Here is a 15,458-nt window from a genome sequence, read left to right as displayed (position 1 = left end):
CCGTCGCCGCCCTGGTCTCCGACCGCACCATCACCTGGTGAAACGCCCCGGAGCGGCCCATCACGCGACCTCAACTATTGCGCACAAGATCGTTAACCCAGAAGCCTGGGCACCGCTGCCGCTGCCGCTGCCAGGGCCAGGGCCAGGGCCAGGGCCAGGGTCAGGGTCGAGACTGAGACCCGGCTGACTTTGCTCTGCTTACAAATACGCGCGGCGCGTATTTGTAAGCAGAGCAAAGCGGCTGGCGGGTCATCTGTGCTGAGGCGCCCGGCGCGCCGTCTGAGCAGGCCGGCCGCCCAGACCGCGGCGGGCTCAGGGACCGCCCGGGTCGCCTGTGCTCAGAGACCGCCGGATCGCCTGTGCTCAGGCGGCGGGCGGGGCGGCCTGCGCGGGGAGCGCGGCCAGGCGTTCGCCGACGTGCCGTTCGAGCTGGTCCATGGTGCGGTCGAACTCGGCGGTCAGGTCGAAGTCGTAGCGGCGGGCCAGGACCAGCACCGACCAGAGGCAGTCGGCCAGCTCGTGCGCCAGCGCCTCGCGGCCGCCGGGCATGTCGCGGCGCCCTTCCGCGGCCATCACCTGCTTGGCCAGGTCGCCGACGTCGCCGACGAAGCCCGTCATCAGGTCCGCGCGGTCCCAGACCCGCCCGCGGGTACGCAGGTTCAGCTCGTCGTAGAGCTCGCACACCCGCATCGCGCGCTCCTGCAACCGGTCCAGCTCGGCCATGGTCTCTCCCGTCCTGCCGTCACGTGCCGCCGTCTCCGGCGCGGGACGCTACCAGCCGCCATCGGCTCGCAGGGGAGGCCGAGATCTGTTGCTGTGGACGCTCACCGTCGCCAGGGCAGCGGTGGGCGTCCACAGAAACCGGTCTTCAGCCGGCGCCGGCCGGGGGACCGGTGTCCAACGTGGTGGCCGGACCCCCGGCCGCGTAAGGGCGCAGGTCGGGGGTCCGGCGGCTCAGGGGGTCAGCCGACGATGGTGGCGTGCATCTCCCAGACCAGCACCTCGGCCGGGGTGACGGCGGTGACCCGCTGCCCGCCGCTGGCGGTGAGCCGGACCGCGTCGCCCTCGCTCAGCCCGCCCGCGCGCTCCAGCGTCACGTCGCCGCGGGCGACGAACGCGTGCAGGTACGGCGCGTTCGGCAGCTCGACGCTCTGGCCTGCCTTCAGCCGGGCGACGTGCAGCGCCGCGTGCCGGTTCTTGATCCGGATCGCGGAGGCGCCGTGGTGCTGCTTCATGCCGGAGGCGACCGTCACCAGCCCGCCGCGCAGCAGCTCGTCGTCGATCTCGAGCTGCTCGTAGCCGGGCGTGATGCCGTCGGTGTCGGGCACCACCCACATCTGGATGAAGTGCACCGGGTCGGCGTGGCGCTCGCCCTGCAGGCGCCAGGAGTCGTTCTTCTCGGAGTGCAGGATGCCGGTGCCGGCGCTCATCCGCTGGGCGAGACCCGGGTAGATGACGCCGGAGTGGCCGGTGGAGTCCTGGTGCACGAGCGAGCCGCGCAGCACCCAGGTGACGATCTCCATGTCCTGGTGCGGGTGCGTCTCGAAGCCGAAGCCGGGTGTGACGACGTCGTCGTTGTTGACCAGCAGCAGCCCGTGGTGGGTGTTGCGCGGGTCCCAGTGGCGACCGAACGAGAACGAGTGCTTGGAGTCCAGCCAGCCGATGCGGGTCTTGGCCCGCTCGCCGGCGTACCGGACGTCGATGTGCTCGCGGCGGGGCTTGGCGGTGGAGGTCTTCACGGCCGTGCCTTTCGATCGGATCGTTGCGTTGTCAACGAGTGCACTGTACACGACATTGTTGCGTCGTCAACTATTCCCGCTAGACTGGGCGCATGGAGACGCGGTGGCTCGACGACGGCGAGCAGGAGACGTGGCGGGCGTACCTGGACGGCACCCGGTTGCTGATCCAGGCGCTGGACCGGCAGCTGGAGACGGACTCCGGGGTCAGTTTCACCGATTACGAGCTCCTGGTCCACCTGAGCGAGGCGCCCGGCCGGCGCATGCGCATGCGTGATCTCGCCGACGCCAGCTTCACCTCGCGCAGCGGCGTCACCCGCGCGGTGACCCGGCTGGAGGATGCGGGCTGGGTGCGGCGGGTCGAGTGCGACGACGACCGCCGCGGCATGCACGCCGAGCTCACCGAGGCCGGTGCGGCCAAGCTCGCCGAGGCCGCGCCCGGCCACGTCACGGCGGTGCGCGAGCACATGTTCGACCACCTCAGCAAGGAGGAGCAGGCCGCCATCCGCGACGGGTACGCCCGGATGCGCGCGCATCTGCGCCCCTGAACCGGACTAAGGTGTACCGATGCCCGAGGGACACACCGTACGCCGTCTCGCCGACCGGCACCGCGAGCTGTTCGCGGGGGAGGCCGTCGCCGTCACCAGCCCGCAGGGCAGGTTCGCCGAAGGCGCCGCCCGGCTGAGCGGGGCGGTGCTGCTGGACACCGAGGCTTACGGCAAGCACCTGCTGCACCACTACGGCGACGTCAGCCTGCACGTGCACCTGGGCCTCTACGGCAAGTTCGCCGACGGCGACCTGCCCGTCCCGCCGGTCGTCGGCGAGGTGCGGCTGCGCATGGCCAACCCGCGGCACTGGCTCGACCTGCGCGGCCCCACGGCGTGCGAAGTGCTCGACCCGCCCGAGGTCGACGCGCTGCGCGCCCGGCTCGGCGCCGACCCGCTGCGTGCCGACGCCAAGCCCGACCAGGCGTACGAGCGCATCCGCCGCAGCGGGACCGCGCTCGCCGCGCTGCTGCTCGACCAGTCGATCGTGGCCGGCACCGGCCTGATCTTCGTGCTGGAGGCGCTCTACCGGGCGGGGCTGGCGCCGACCACCCCCGGCCGCGCGCTCACCCCCGAGGGGTGGCGGGAGCTGTGGGCCGACCTGGTCGACCTCATGGGCAAGGCGGTGGTCAGTGGCCGGATCGACACGGTCCGCCCCGAGCACGAGCCCGACGCGATGGGCCGCCCGCCCCGGGTGGACCGGCACGGCGGCGAGGTGTACGTGTACCGGCGGCCCGGGCAGCCGTGCCTGGTGTGCGGCACCCCGGTGAGCCGGGGCGAGCTGGCCGGGCGAAACTCGTACTGGTGCGCGACCTGTCAGCGGGTGGCGTCATGAAGCGCTACGTCGGACTGCTGCGCGGGGTCAACGTCGGCGGGAACTCCAAGCTCGCCATGGCCGACCTGCGCAAGCTCGTCGAGGGCCTCGGCCACGACGGCGTGAGCACGCTGCTGCAGAGCGGCAACGTCGTGTTCGGCAGCGAGCGCGCCGACGAGGCCGCGCTGGCCCGTGAGCTGGAGCGGGCGATCGCCGACGGGCTCGGCATGTCCGTGGCCTGCCTGGTCCGCGACGGCGCGGAGCTGGCCCGCATCGTGGCGCACAACCCGCGCGGCGAGCACGCCGACAACGGCTCACGGCACTTCGTGGTCTTCCTGTCGGCCGCCGTCGACCCGGCGAAGCTGGCCGAGATCGAGCCGCTGGCCAAGCCCGGCGAGCTGATCGCGGCGGGGGAGCGCGAGGTGCACCTGTGGCTGCCCGCGGGCTCCCACTCCTCCCGCCTGAGCCAGCACCTCATCCAGAAGCGGCTCGGCGTCGAGGTCGCCACCCTGCGCAACTGGAACACCGTCACCAAGCTCGCCACCCTCCTCGCCTGACCCCCGCCCCGCCCCGACGCGTGCCCGCCCCCGTTTTTCAATCGACGTTGGCCTATCTGGATGAAGAAAACGAGATCGAAGTCATTCAGATAGGCCAACGTCAATGCAAAGCTGGAACGGGGACGGGGCCGGGGGACGGGGCCGGGCGGGGGAGCAGGGGTCAGTGCTGGCGGTGGGTGGCCATCCGGGCCAGCGCGTGCAGCTGGGCTGCGGGGACGAGGGCCAGGTCGGCGGCGTGCAGGCGGCGCAGTGCCTGGGTGAGCAGCGCGTCGGCACGGGCGCGGGCCCAGGCGCGGGCGCCCGCGGCGTCCACCAGGTCCGCCGCGTGGGCCAGCTCCGCCCCGCTGAGCGGGCCCTGCCTGCGGTAGAGCGCGGCCAGTTCCAGCCCGGCGGGGGTGCCGGAGGTCAGCGCGGCGATCACCGGCAGCGACTTCTTCCGGCTGGCCAGATCGGAGTGGACCGGCTTGCCGGTGACCGCCGGGTCGCCCCAGATGCCGAGCAGGTCGTCGACGAACTGGAAGGCCAGGCCCACCCGCCGCCCGAACTCGGTCAGCGCCGCGATCTGCTCCGCCGAGCCGCCGCCGAGCAGCGCGCCGAGCCCGCACGCGCCGCCGAGCAGGGCCGCCGTCTTCGCCTCGGCCATGGACAGGCACTCGGTCAGGCGTACGTCGTCGCGCTCCTCGAACTCCAGGTCGGCGCTCTGGCCGTCGATGAGCTCCTGCACGGCCTCGTTGAGCCGGCGTCCCGCCTCCGGCACGGCGGCGTGGCCGCAGGCGGCGAGCACGTCGAAGCCGAGCGAGAGCAGCGCGTCGCCGGCGAGGATGGCGGGCGCCTGGCCGAACACACTCCACGCGGTGGGGCGATGTCGGCGGGTGACGTCGCCGTCCATGATGTCGTCGTGCAGCAGCGAGAAGTTGTGGATCAGCTCCACGGCCACCGCCGCGGGCACGGCCTTGGCCGCGTCGCCGCCGACCGCCTCGGCGGACACCAGCACCAGCGCGGGTCTGATCGCCTTGCCGCCGTCGCCGGCCGCGGGTGCGCCGTCGGCGTCCCACCAGCCGAAGTGGTATCCCGCGATGCGCCTCATCGAGGGTCGCAGGGTGCCGATCGCGGCTCTCATCGCCGGGTCGACCAGCGTGCGGCTCCATGCCAGCACGTCGCGTGCGGACTGGCCGCGTGCCATCTCTACGGTGCTCATCGTCGAACCACCTCTCCCGTAGGGCCTGCGAGTTGATGCGGGGGCACCTTGTCCAACGTGCGCACACGCCGGCAAGGTGCCCCCGGGCGCGGACCTAGTGGCCGAGCTCCACGTTCTCCAGCACCCCGAGCGCGTCGGGGACCAGCACCGCGGCCGAGTAGTAGGCGCTGACCAGGTACGACATGACGGCCTTGTCGTTGATGCCCATGAACCGGACGGACAGGCTCGGCTGGTATTCGTCGGGCAGGCCGGTCTGGTGCAGGCCGACGACGCCCTGCTCCTCCAGGCCGAGCCGCATCACGATGATCGACGTGGTGCGGTTCGGGGTGACCGGGATCTTGTTGCAGGGCAGCAGCGGCACGCCCCGCCAGGCGGGCACGGTGTGCCCGTTGATCTCGGCGCCCTGCGGGTAGATGCCGCGCCGGGTGCACTCGCGGCCGAAGGCGGCGATGGCCTGCGGGTGGGCGAGGAACACGTGCGAGCTGCGCCGCCGGCAGAGCAGCTCGTCCAGGTCGTCGGGGGTGGGCGGGCCGGTGCGGGTGTGGATGCGCTGCTTGAGGTCGGCGTTGTGCAGCAGGCCGAACTCCCGGTTGTTGACCAGCTCGTGCTCCTGGCGTTCCTTGAGCGCCTCGATGGTCAGCCGCAGCTGCTCCTCGATCTGGTTCATCGGCTCGTTGTAGAGGTCGGCGACGCGGGTGTGCACCTGGAGCACGGTCTGCGCGACGCTGAGCTCGTACTCCCGGGGGGTCAGCTCGTAGTCGACGAACGTGCCGGGCAGCTGCGCCTCGCCGACGTGGCCGGCGGAGATCTCGATCGCCGCCTCGCCGTGCTTGTTCTGCGCCGGGACCGGGTTGGCCTGCAGCCGGCGTACGTGCTCGCGCAGCGCGTCGGACTGCTGCAGCACCTCGTCGAACGCGGCGCGGGACAGCGACAGCACGATGCAGCTGGTCACGGCCTTGACGGTGACGTCCCAGGTGGTGCCGAGCCGGGTCAGCGCCTGGTCGCCGAAGTACTCCCCGTCGGCCAGCACGCCGAGCACGATCTTGTCGCCGTACTTGCCGGTGCCCAGCCTGTTGACCTTGCCGTGGGCGAGCAGGTGCACCTGGTCGGCCGGGCGGCCCGCCTCGACGATGACGTCGCCGGGGGAGTACTCGGACTGGGTGAACCGGTCCGCGAGCGTGCCCAGCACCTGCAGGTCCTCGAAGCCGCGCAGCAGTGGCAGCTCGCACAGCTCCGGCGGCACCACCTTCACCGCCGAGCCGATCGAGGTGAAGCTGACCCGGCCGTCGCCGACGGCGTAGCTCAGCCGCCGGTTGACCCGGAACGTGCCGCCCTTGACCTGCACCCACGGCAGCATGCGCAGCAGCCACCGGGAGGAGATCTCCTGCATCTGCGGCGCCGACTTCGTCGTCGTGGCCAGGTTGCGGGCCGCCGCCACAGCCAGACTCGACTGTGCCTGTCCACTCTCGACTTCCGCGGAGGAATCCACAGACACCACCATCACCCACCTCTGGTAGTACGAACCGGCGGGAGGCTTCCCGCCGGTATGTCCGGTTCGCACTAATTCTTAGCTGGGAGGTGGTATGAACGAAAGGTCTGGAAGTGGTGATCGCCCTCTGCTAGGGTGCGCTTCGCCCCAGACCTGACCAAGGCTCCGTCCATGCCGGGTGAGCGGCACGAACGGAGCCTTGATCGTGGGCGGAGCGGCTACGGCAGGTGCAGCGCCCGCCAGGTGAAGCCATCGACGGAGTGGGACACGGCCCGACCCGCCGGCCACGGGTCCGTATCGGAGATCCGCAGGTAGCGGCTGCCCGCGCGCTGGATCATGACGCCGTCCACCGGGACGAGCCGGTCGGCGCCGGGTGCGGCCGCGTGGAGCACCCGCCGCCACGCCCGCGCGACCTTGATCAGGGTGTCCTTGCAGTCCCGCGCGGAATGCTCAGCCGGTGCGCAGCCAGTCCTCCACCGACTGCATCGAGTCGAAGTACGCGGTGGGGAACTTCGCCGGGCCCTCCGGCGCCGGTTCGGCCTCGGCGGCCTCGGCGGGGCGCATCAGGTACGCCAGCTTCGCCACGCCCGCCCGGTTGTAGCAGGGGGTGACGTTCTCGTCGTACCAGCCGTCGAAGTCTGCGTCCGGGCGGTGGTGCAGGTCGCGCGCGTCGACCACGACATAGCGGGTCGGCACCTGCTCGGCGGTCTGCGCGAACCGCGCCATCAGCGCCTTGAAGTCGGCGTCGCTGATGTGGTCGGTCGCCGGGGACCAGGTGAGCTCCAGCAGGCCGACGCCGCCGTCGTGGCTGATGGTGCTGTACTCGTCATGGTAGATCGAGTTCGACATGCCGCTCCCTCCCGTGCCCGCGGTGGGCGACGCTCTCGCTGAGCCCCTGCTCGCCCCCGCTGACCTCGATGATCTGCCCGGTGACGGCACCGGACGCCTCGGCGCACAGCCACGCCACCGTCGCGGCCACCTCGTCCACGGTCACCGGCCTGCCCAGCGCGTTCGCGTGGTACATCGGCCCGCTGCCCAGGCGGGTGGCGCGCACGTGGTTGACCCGGATGCCGCTCGGGCCGTACTCGCTGGCCATGCTGCGGGCCAGGGCCTCCAGCGCGCCCGCGACCGCGCCCAGGGCGCCGGTGTGCGGGCGGCCGCTGCGGCCGTTGGTCGAGGCGATCGTGACGATCGAGCCGCGTCCCGCCGGTGCCATCACCCGGGCCGCCTCGCGCGCGGTCAGGAACTGCGCGCCCACCACCTCGCCCAGCACCTCGGTCAGCGCCGACGGGTCCAGCTCGCGGTAGGGCACGCCCACCCCGGCCCGGTGCGCGGGCACCTCGAAGCCGTTGAAGCTCGCGTCCAGGGGCCCCTTGGCGGCGACCGCGTTGACGTACTCGCGTACGTGGTAGGGGTCGGTGGGGTCGACCGTGGCCGGGTGCGCCTCGCCGCCGTCGGCCCTGATCTTCTCGGCCAGCGCCTCGACGGCCTCGGTGTCCAGCCCGCTGACCCAGACCTCGGCGCCCTGCCGGGCCAGGTGGCGGGCCACGGTCTCGCCGAGCTTCTCGTCGGCGGCGAACACCGTCGCGCGTTTGCCGGAGAGCATCATCCTCATCCCCTCCCGCGGGGGCCGGCGGGCGCGCTGCCGCACGCCTCCCTCACCGCATCGTGCCACGGCGTCCGAGCCCGTACCGGCGGAATCCGGTGCAAGCCGGCGCCCGCCGCGTACCCCCGTGTCCCGGTCTTCTCAAGGATGTGAATGTCCCGTAAGCTCGGCGCGGGAGCGCTCCCACTGGCGAGACCGGGCACCGCCGAGCGCACCGTCGCCCGTCGTCGCGGCCACCGATCAAGGCCGCGGCCGGCACGGGGAGCCGTCCGGCTGCCGCGTTCCGCGGGGCGACACGTCACGGCGGGCCCGGTCCCCACCGGCGTCCCGCCTGTCTCCGCACCGGAACAGGAAGGGACCATGAAACTCCTGCGCCTGAGCGTGCTCACCGGCACGCTGCTCGCCACCCTCGCCGTCGCGCCGCCCGCGGGCGCCGCCGCGTACCCCTATCAGGACCCGGCCCTGCCGGTCGCCACCCGCGTCGCCGACCTGATGTCGCGCATGACGCTCGACGAGAAGCTCGGCCAGATGACCCAGGCCGAGCGCGCGTCGGTCAGCAAGGCCGAGATCACGCAGTACCGGCTGGGCTCGGTGCTGTCCGGCGGCGGCTCCGCGCCCTCGTCCAACAACGCCACCTCGTGGGCGGACATGACCGACGGCTTCCAGAACGCCGCGCGGGCCACGCCGCTGGGCATCCCGCTGCTGTACGGCGCGGACGCCGTGCACGGCCACAACAACGTCGTCGGCGCGACGATCTTCCCGCACAACATCGGCCTCGGTGCGACGCGCGACCCGGCCCTGGTCGAGCAGATCGGCCGGGCCGTCGCGGAGGAGGTCACCGCCACCGGCGTGGACTGGGACTTCGCGCCGTGCCTGTGCGTGGCCCGTAACGACCGCTGGGGCCGCACCTACGAGTCCTTCGGCGAGAAGCCCGAGCTGGTGAGCTCGATGGCCACCATCGTCACCGGCCTGCAGGGCAGCTCGCTCGGCGGCACCGCGTCGGTGCTGGCCACCGCCAAGCACTACCTCGGCGACGGCGGCACCACCAACGGCACCGACCAGGGCAACACCCAGCTGTCCGAGGCCGAGCTGCGCGCGCTCCACCTGCCGCCGTTCCAGGCCGCGATCCAGCGCGGCGTCGGCTCGGTGATGATCTCGTACAGCAGCTGGAACGGCGCGAAGCTGCACGGCAACCAGTACCTGATCACCACCGTGCTCAAGGGCGAGCTGGGTTTCTCCGGCATCGTCGTGTCCGACTGGAACGGCATCGACCAGATCGACGGCGCCACCGGCATGAGCGCCACCGACGTGCGCAGCGCGGTCAACGCGGGCATCGACATGGTCATGGTGCCCACGGCCTGGAGGAGCTTCCTCAGCCTGCTGCGGGCCGAGGTCGACGCGGGCCGGGTGAGCACCGCGCGCGTCGACGACGCGGTGCGCCGTGTCCTCACCAAGAAGTTCGAGCTGGGCCTGTTCGAGCGGCCGCTGGCCGACCGGTCGTTCCTGGCCGGCTTCGGCGGCCCGGCACACCGGGCGCTGGCCCGCCAGGCCGTCGCGAAGTCGCAGGTCGTGCTGAAGAACTCCGGCAACGTGCTGCCGATCCCGGCCGGCGGCGGCAAGATCTTCGTCGCCGGGCGGCACGCCGACAACATCGGCCTGCAGAGCGGCGGCTGGACCGTCTCCTGGCAGGGCGCCTCCGGCAACACCACGCCCGGCACCACGATCCTGCAGGGCATCCGCAACACCGTCGGCTCGGGCGCGACCGTCACCTACAGCTCCGGCGGCAGCGGCATCGACAGCTCGTACCGGGTCGCCATCGCGGTCGTCGGCGAGCAGCCGTACGCCGAGGGCCAGGGCGACCGCCCCAGCGGCCTGGGCCTGGACAGCACGGACCTGAACACGCTCACCACGCTGCGCAACTCCGGCGTGCCGGTGGTGGTCGTGCTCGTCTCCGGCCGCCCGCTGGACATCGCGTCGCAGCTGGGCAACTGGCACGGGCTGGTCGCCGCGTGGCTGCCCGGCACCGAGGGGCAGGGCGTCGCCGACGTGCTGTTCGGCGTCACGCAGCCCACCGGCAAGCTGCCCATGACGTGGATGAGCAGCGCGAGCCAGCAGCCGATCAACGACGGCGACGGCAAGACGCCGCTGTTCGCGTACGGCTTCGGCCTGTCCTACGGCGCCCCGGCCGACACCACGCCGCCGAGCGTGCCCGGCACGCCGACCGCGTCGAATGTGACCGCGTCCGCGGCCTCGCTGTCCTGGACGGCGTCCACCGACAACGTCGGCGTCACCGGGTACGACGTGGTCCGGGTGCAGGGCACCACCGAGACGGTGCTCGCCTCGCCGGCGGCCGCCACGGCCACGCTGACCGGGCTCACCGCCGCGACGGCGTACACCTTCGCGGTGTACGCCAAGGACGCCGCCGGCAACCGCTCCACCCGCTCGGGCACCGTCGCGGTCACCACGCCCTCCGGCGGGGACGGCCAGCCGCCCACCACCCCGGCGAACCTGTCCGCGTCCGACGTGACCTCGTCCTCGGCGACGCTGTCCTGGACGGCGTCCACCGACGACGTCGGCGTCACCGGGTACGACGTCTTCCGTGCCCCCGGCCCGAGCGGCGGGACGTTCACCCAGGTCGGCACGGCCACGGGCAGCATCTACGCGGCGAGCGGCCTGTCGGCGTCGGGCACGTACCGCTTCTACGTCCGGGCCCGTGACGCCGCCGGGAACGTCTCCGGCAACTCCAACACGGTCGTGGTGAACACGACCGGCGGCGTCGGCGGCACCTGCCGGGTCGACTGGGTGCCCAACACCTGGGGCAACGGCTTCACCGCCAACGTCACCATCCACAACCTGGGCACGACGACCGTCAACGGCTGGACGCTGACCTGGACCTTCAGCGGCAACCAGCAGGTCAGCAACGCCTGGAACGCCACCGTCACCCAGTCCGGCGCGGCGGTCACCGCCCGCGACGTCGGCTGGAACGGCACCATCGCCCCGAACGGCAATGCCCAGTTCGGCTTCCAGGGCACCTACTCCGGCACCAACTCCGCCCCGACCCTGTTCACCCTCAACACCACCCCCTGCACCGTCGCCTGACGAAAGGAAGGGCACCTTCTTAACGCTATGCGTGGTAGAAGGTGCCCTTCTCAACGTCCGGGCGGGTCCGCCACTCCAAGATCATGACGATCTTGCGCGAACTGTTGCCCTTTTGCCCGTTTCGGGTGTGTCGTCGGCACAGTACGTGCAAGATCGCCCCCTTCGCCCCTCGGCGGGGTCAGGGGTGGGGGAGGACCTGGTGGGTTTCGGTGCCGTCGCGGAGGGCGCGGCCTACGGTGCAGTGGTTCTCGTGGACGCGGTGGGCCACGGCGGCGAAGACCTCGTAGGCCTTGTCGTCGCCGGGGGGTAGTTCGATCTCGTAGGTGGCGGTGATGGGGCCGAGCTTCGTGGGGGCGACCTTCTCGGCGTCGACGGTGACCGCGAGCTTGACCAGGCGGTGGCCGCGCTTGGCGGTCAGCGGCTCGATGGTGACGATCTCGCAGCCGCCGAGGGCCACCAGCAGCAGCTCGACGGGGGAGAAGACGCCCTCCTGATCGGAGCTGCCCACGGCGACCGCGGCGCCGCGCTCGTTGGTGGCGATGAAACCGTCGTCGGTGCGCTCGACCCTTACCTTTGCCATGATCGCCATGCTACCGGCGGCCGGGCCGGACATGCCGTGGCCGGCGACACCGCCGTCACGGATGGAGGGTCCTGCCTTCGGCGAGCATGGCGACGAACCGGGCGATCCGGCGGGCACGGGTCTCGGGGCGCTTGGCCTCGTGCACCCGGTGCAGGATCGCGTACCGGTTGCTCCGGCTGACGGTGTCGAAGAACCGCGCCGCGTCCGGGTGCGCGGCGAGCGCCTCGGCCAGGTCGGCGGGCACCTCGGCGGTCCGCATGCCGTCGTATGCCGCCTCCCAGCGCCCGTCGGCCTTGGCCCGCTCGATCTCGGCCAGGCCGGCGGGGCGCATCCGGCCCTGCTCGATCAGCGCGGCCACCTTCTCCCGGTTGACCTTCGACCAGCGGCTGCGCGCCCGGCGCGGGGTGAACTTCTGCAGCCAGTGGGTGCCGTCGAGGCCGGTCTTCTGCCCGTCGATCCAGCCGTGGCACAGCGCCACGTCCAGCGCCTGCGGGTAGTCGAGCGCGACGACGCCGGGCAGCTTCCTCGCCAGCTTGAGCCACACGCCGGGGCTGCCTGCGGGCTGCGCGGCGAGCCACTGCTCGAACTCGTCGGCGGAGGCGAAGGACAGCGTCGGGATCTCGGCGGCCATCCGGGCAGTCAAGCATGAGGGTCCGACACCGGGCCCGAGCGCGAGGGTCCGGCACCGGGCCGGGGGGACGACGCCGGCCGGATCGCGCCCGGCCGCCGCCGAGGAATGCCATGCCGCGCGGAAGCCGAGAAGGTGCCCGCGCCATCCGTATACCGTGGAGAAGGTGCCCTTCCTTCCGCTTCGGGGGCAGGTGTGAGACGAATGCCTGTCGGGTATAGCGACCCCATGCTCAGCGAGATCAGTGCAGAGCTCCTGGAGACGATGAAACGCGCCGCCAGCGTGCTGCGCCGCGCCGAGGTGCCGTTCGCCCTGGCGGGCGGATTCGCCGTCTATGCGCGCGGTGGGACCTCCAGTGAGCATGACGTGGACTTCATGATCCGCGAAGAGGATGTGGAGCGGACGCTGCAGGCGTACGCGGAGGAGGGCTTCCGAACCGAGCGCCCGCCCGAGGACTGGCTGGTCAAGGTGTACGACGAGGACCGCCTCGTCGACCTGATCTTCCGGCCGGTGCAGCGCCAGGTCACCGAGGAGGTGCTGGCGGAGAGTTCGATCGTCCCGGTCGGCGCGCTGCACATTCCCGTGCTGTCGGCGACCATGCTGATGGAGCACAAGCTGCTGGCGTTCTCGCAGCACCACTGCGACTTCGCCCGGGCGCTGCCGGTGGCGCGCTCGCTGCGAGAGCAGATCGACTGGGACCAGGTGCGCCGCGACACCGAGCACTCGGTGTACGCCAAGGCCTGCCTCTACCTGCTCAGCCTGCTGGAGATCATCCCCCCGGAGCCGGGGCACGAGCAGCCTTCGCCGGAGGACAAGCAGCAGGCGAGCGTGCCTGCCGGAGCGGACAGGACGGGGGCGTGGTGAGCGAGCCCAGGATCTCTGACGAGTACGCCGACGCGGCGGTGCACCGCATGCTGACCGAGGACGGGACCATCTGCGAGCAGGGCATCGAGGTGATCCGGCGGGACGGCACGGTGCTGGTGCGCGGGCAGGTGGAGAGCCCGGCCCGCCGCGACGCGATCGTGGCGCGGGTGGCCGGGGAGTTCCCGGACCGGCGGATCCAGAACGACATCGTGGTGACCACGGTGGGTGCGCCGCCCGAGGCCGAGGTGATCTCGTGATCCGGGTGGCCGCGGTCGGTGACGTGCACATGGACGTCGACGTCCTCGGCCGCTACCGGCCCTCCCTGGAACAGCTCGGGGAGGTCGCCGACGTGCTGCTGCTGGCGGGCGACCTGACCCGGCACGGCACCGTGGCGGAGGCCGAGTGCGTGGCGCGCGAGTTCGGCGACCTGCCCGTGCCGGTGGTCGCCGTGCTGGGCAACCACGACCACCACAGCGACCAGGCCCGCGAGGTGACCAAGGTGCTCGCCTCGGGCGGCATCACCGTGCTGGAGGGCGACGGCATCACCATCAGCTGCCGCGACACCAAGCTCGGCGTCGCGGGCGTGAAGGGCTTCGGCGGCGGGTTCGCGGGCCGGTGCGCCAGCATGTTCGGCGAGACCGAGATCAAGGATTTCGTGCGTACGACCGAACGCGCCGCGACCCGGCTGCAGGCCGCCCTGCTCTCGCTGGACTGCGACGTGCTGGTGGCCATGACCCACTACGCCCCGGTGCCGGACACCCTGCAGGGCGAGCCGCTGGAGATCTACCCGTTCCTCGGGTCGTACCTGCTCGGCCAGGCCATCGACGCCGCGCCGACCGCGCTCGCGGTGCACGGCCACGCCCACGCCGGCGTGGAGCGGGGCATCACCCCGGGCGGGGTGCGCGTGCGCAACGTGGCGCACCCGGTGATCCGCCAGGCGTACAGCGTTTATCAGCTCGATGCGGTCACACCTGCGCGAATGCCCGTTTCGCAGGGCGCGGGGCGGGGTATCGACTCGCTGTCGCACGACGTCTGACGTCAGGAGATGACCATGTTCCGTACCCGTGACAACGGCCTGGCGAGCACGACCTGGCATGAGTTCATGAAGGGGCTCGGCAACACCCGTGACGTGGCAGCCGAGCGGGCGAAGGAGAGGGCGGGCACCGTGCGTGACGCGCTCTCCGACACCGGAGTCGAGGCCCGTCGCCGGTCCTCGCTCGCGCTGGACATGCTGGCGGGCAAGCCGGCCCCGATCCGCTGGGGCTGGGTGGCCGCGGCGGCCGGGGTGGGCGTGCTGGCCGGGTTCGCCGTGGCCGAGCTGCTGCGCGGGCACCCCGTGGACGAGGCCGTCGCGTCGCTGCGCCGCCAGCTCAGCCACGCGCACGACAAGGTGGAGGAGAGCGTCGGCTGACACGCCGACCGGCGCAAACCCGGGCGGGCGCGGTCGGGGCGGTGCTAGTTTGCACTCGCCCCCCGCACCCGCCTTTTCGCCGTTCAGGGGGCAGTGATGAAGACCGAGTACCGGCTCTTCCTCGGGGTGTCGGCGTTCCTGTTCGTCGTGGCGATCGTGTACTGGTTCTGGTCCGGGGCGGCGCTGTCGCGCTACGACTGGATCGGCACCACCGCGCTGACCCTCAGCGGCCTGCTCTGCCTGATGTGCGGCGGCTACTTCTGGTTCGTGTCGCGCCGCCTGGAGCCGCGCCCGGAGGACCGCCACGACGCCGAGATCGAAGAGGGCGCGGGCGAGATCGGCTTCTTCAGCCCCGGCAGCTACTGGCCGTTCGGCATCGCCGTGGCCGCCACGCTCGCCTCGCTGGGGCTGGTGTTCTGGATGTGGTGGCTGATCGCTGTCGGGATCATCGGGTGCATCGTGGGGGCGTCGGCGATGCTGTTCGAGTACTACACCGGCACCCGGCGTGCGGCCGAACGCTGACGCACCGGCCCCGGCCGCGCGACAATCGAGGTGTCCGGGTCCCGCGCTGGTGGGGGTGTGGGCTGAGTAAGGCGGTCGACGATGGGATTCGACGAGAAGCTGCACAACATGTCCCAGCGCGTGGTGGGCAAGGCCGAAGAGGTCGCCGGCCGGGTCACCCACAACCAGCGCTGGGAGCAGGAGGGCCGCGCCCGGGTGTCGGCCGCCGACGAGCAGGAGGCCCGGGAGAAGGCCAAGGACCTCGCCAAGGCGCAGGAGGCGACCGGGCACATCAGCCGCGACGAGCGGCTGCGCCTGGAACGCCACGACGGCGTCTAGTAGTGCTTTGTTAGGTCGGTGGTCGGCGTTTGTGGCGGACGGTTCTGATCTTTCGTCGGCAGGTGGGGCAGGCGCCGGTCCAAGTGGCGAG

At 72.0% G+C, this 15,458-nt stretch carries 19 protein-coding genes; 10 read left to right on the top strand and 9 right to left on the bottom strand.

The genetic code is table 11. The features are described from left to right. Window positions 1-363: 363 nt before the first annotated feature. On the bottom strand, window positions 364-723 hold the full coding sequence (locus tag AB0J67_RS33140) for a MazG nucleotide pyrophosphohydrolase domain-containing protein (protein ID WP_363488317.1): 360 nt from the start codon (window positions 721-723) through the stop codon (window positions 364-366). A gap of 239 nt (window positions 724-962) precedes the next feature. Beyond that, on the bottom strand, window positions 963-1,739 hold the full coding sequence (locus AB0J67_RS33135; protein ID WP_363488315.1) for a pirin family protein: 777 nt from the start codon (window positions 1,737-1,739) through the stop codon (window positions 963-965). 92 nt (window positions 1,740-1,831) lie between these two features. Here AB0J67_RS33135 and AB0J67_RS33130 point away from each other — a divergent pair, with 92 nt between their 5' ends. The 3 genes from AB0J67_RS33130 to AB0J67_RS33120 are packed head-to-tail and all read left to right on the top strand — an operon-like array spanning window position 1,832 to window position 3,652. Continuing rightward, window positions 1,832-2,284, top strand: coding sequence for a MarR family transcriptional regulator (locus tag AB0J67_RS33130; RefSeq protein WP_363488313.1), 453 nt, complete (start codon window positions 1,832-1,834; stop codon window positions 2,282-2,284). Window positions 2,285-2,303: 19 nt separating this feature from the next. Further along, window positions 2,304-3,116 carry a DNA-formamidopyrimidine glycosylase family protein gene (locus tag AB0J67_RS33125; RefSeq protein ID WP_363488311.1) on the top strand — a complete coding sequence of 271 codons (813 nt, stop codon included), beginning with the start codon at window positions 2,304-2,306 and terminating at the stop codon, window positions 3,114-3,116. Next, on the top strand, window positions 3,113-3,652 hold the full coding sequence (locus AB0J67_RS33120) for a DUF1697 domain-containing protein (protein WP_363488309.1): 540 nt from the start codon (window positions 3,113-3,115) through the stop codon (window positions 3,650-3,652). Before AB0J67_RS33125 ends, AB0J67_RS33120 begins: the two co-directional genes overlap by 4 nt. 160 nt (window positions 3,653-3,812) lie before the next feature. Here the strand turns inward: AB0J67_RS33120 and AB0J67_RS33115 are convergent, their stop codons facing one another. From AB0J67_RS33115 to AB0J67_RS33095, 5 genes are all read right to left on the bottom strand, one after another. Then, window positions 3,813-4,850: a family 2 encapsulin nanocompartment cargo protein polyprenyl transferase gene (locus AB0J67_RS33115; protein ID WP_363488307.1), complete on the bottom strand. Its 1,038-nt coding sequence runs from the start codon at window positions 4,848-4,850 to the stop codon at window positions 3,813-3,815. Window positions 4,851-4,944: 94 nt separating this feature from the next. Next, the gene (locus tag AB0J67_RS33110; protein ID WP_363488305.1) at window positions 4,945-6,288 is read right to left on the bottom strand and encodes a family 2B encapsulin nanocompartment shell protein; all 1,344 of its coding nucleotides are present in this window, start codon (window positions 6,286-6,288) and stop codon (window positions 4,945-4,947) included. A 269-nt stretch (window positions 6,289-6,557) separates the two neighbouring features. Next, the gene (locus AB0J67_RS33105; RefSeq protein ID WP_363488303.1) at window positions 6,558-6,731 is read right to left on the bottom strand and encodes a hypothetical protein; all 174 of its coding nucleotides are present in this window, start codon (window positions 6,729-6,731) and stop codon (window positions 6,558-6,560) included. Window positions 6,732-6,789: 58 nt separating this feature from the next. After that, the gene (locus tag AB0J67_RS33100; RefSeq protein ID WP_363488301.1) at window positions 6,790-7,188 is read right to left on the bottom strand and encodes a hypothetical protein; all 399 of its coding nucleotides are present in this window, start codon (window positions 7,186-7,188) and stop codon (window positions 6,790-6,792) included. Continuing rightward, complete coding sequence (locus AB0J67_RS33095) at window positions 7,166-7,945, bottom strand: SDR family oxidoreductase (protein WP_363488299.1); 780 nt, start codon at window positions 7,943-7,945, stop codon at window positions 7,166-7,168. Before AB0J67_RS33095 ends, AB0J67_RS33100 begins: the two co-directional genes overlap by 23 nt. Window positions 7,946-8,305: 360 nt before the next feature. Here AB0J67_RS33095 and AB0J67_RS33090 point away from each other — a divergent pair, with 360 nt between their 5' ends. After that, entirely contained in the window at window positions 8,306-11,044 is a 2,739-nt protein-coding gene (locus tag AB0J67_RS33090) for a glycoside hydrolase family 3 N-terminal domain-containing protein (protein ID WP_363488297.1), read from the top strand. A 178-nt stretch (window positions 11,045-11,222) separates the two neighbouring features. Here AB0J67_RS33090 and AB0J67_RS33085 read toward each other — a convergent pair whose 3' ends face one another. Beyond that, the gene (locus AB0J67_RS33085) at window positions 11,223-11,624 is read right to left on the bottom strand and encodes an OsmC family protein (RefSeq protein WP_363488295.1); all 402 of its coding nucleotides are present in this window, start codon (window positions 11,622-11,624) and stop codon (window positions 11,223-11,225) included. Between the two features lie 55 nt (window positions 11,625-11,679). Then, the gene (locus tag AB0J67_RS33080; RefSeq protein ID WP_363488293.1) at window positions 11,680-12,255 is read right to left on the bottom strand and encodes a YdeI/OmpD-associated family protein; all 576 of its coding nucleotides are present in this window, start codon (window positions 12,253-12,255) and stop codon (window positions 11,680-11,682) included. A 201-nt stretch (window positions 12,256-12,456) separates the two neighbouring features. On the opposite strand from AB0J67_RS33080, the gene AB0J67_RS33075 reads away from it, so the two are divergent. From AB0J67_RS33075 to AB0J67_RS33050, 6 genes are all read left to right on the top strand, one after another. After that, on the top strand, window positions 12,457-13,116 hold the full coding sequence (locus AB0J67_RS33075; RefSeq protein WP_363488291.1) for a nucleotidyltransferase family protein: 660 nt from the start codon (window positions 12,457-12,459) through the stop codon (window positions 13,114-13,116). Continuing rightward, window positions 13,113-13,373, top strand: a complete 261-nt coding sequence (locus tag AB0J67_RS33070) for a hypothetical protein (RefSeq protein WP_363488289.1) — start codon at window positions 13,113-13,115, stop codon at window positions 13,371-13,373. Before AB0J67_RS33075 ends, AB0J67_RS33070 begins: the two co-directional genes overlap by 4 nt. Next, on the top strand, window positions 13,370-14,152 hold the full coding sequence (locus AB0J67_RS33065; RefSeq protein ID WP_363488287.1) for a metallophosphoesterase: 783 nt from the start codon (window positions 13,370-13,372) through the stop codon (window positions 14,150-14,152). Before AB0J67_RS33070 ends, AB0J67_RS33065 begins: the two co-directional genes overlap by 4 nt. A 15-nt stretch (window positions 14,153-14,167) precedes the next feature. Next, the gene (locus AB0J67_RS33060; RefSeq protein ID WP_363488285.1) at window positions 14,168-14,527 is read left to right on the top strand and encodes a hypothetical protein; all 360 of its coding nucleotides are present in this window, start codon (window positions 14,168-14,170) and stop codon (window positions 14,525-14,527) included. 96 nt (window positions 14,528-14,623) lie between these two features. Continuing rightward, window positions 14,624-15,049, top strand: a complete 426-nt coding sequence (locus tag AB0J67_RS33055; protein WP_363488283.1) for a cytochrome c oxidase subunit 4 — start codon at window positions 14,624-14,626, stop codon at window positions 15,047-15,049. A gap of 81 nt (window positions 15,050-15,130) precedes the next feature. Continuing rightward, the gene (locus AB0J67_RS33050) at window positions 15,131-15,367 is read left to right on the top strand and encodes a CsbD family protein (RefSeq protein WP_363488281.1); all 237 of its coding nucleotides are present in this window, start codon (window positions 15,131-15,133) and stop codon (window positions 15,365-15,367) included. Window positions 15,368-15,458: the final 91 nt, after the last annotated feature.

Origin of the sequence: Catellatospora sp. NPDC049609 (genome assembly GCF_040675365.1) — a bacterium.
In the GTDB taxonomy this organism is placed as follows: domain Bacteria; phylum Actinomycetota; class Actinomycetes; order Mycobacteriales; family Micromonosporaceae; genus Catellatospora.
This window is presented reverse-complemented; position numbering and strand designations above follow the sequence as displayed.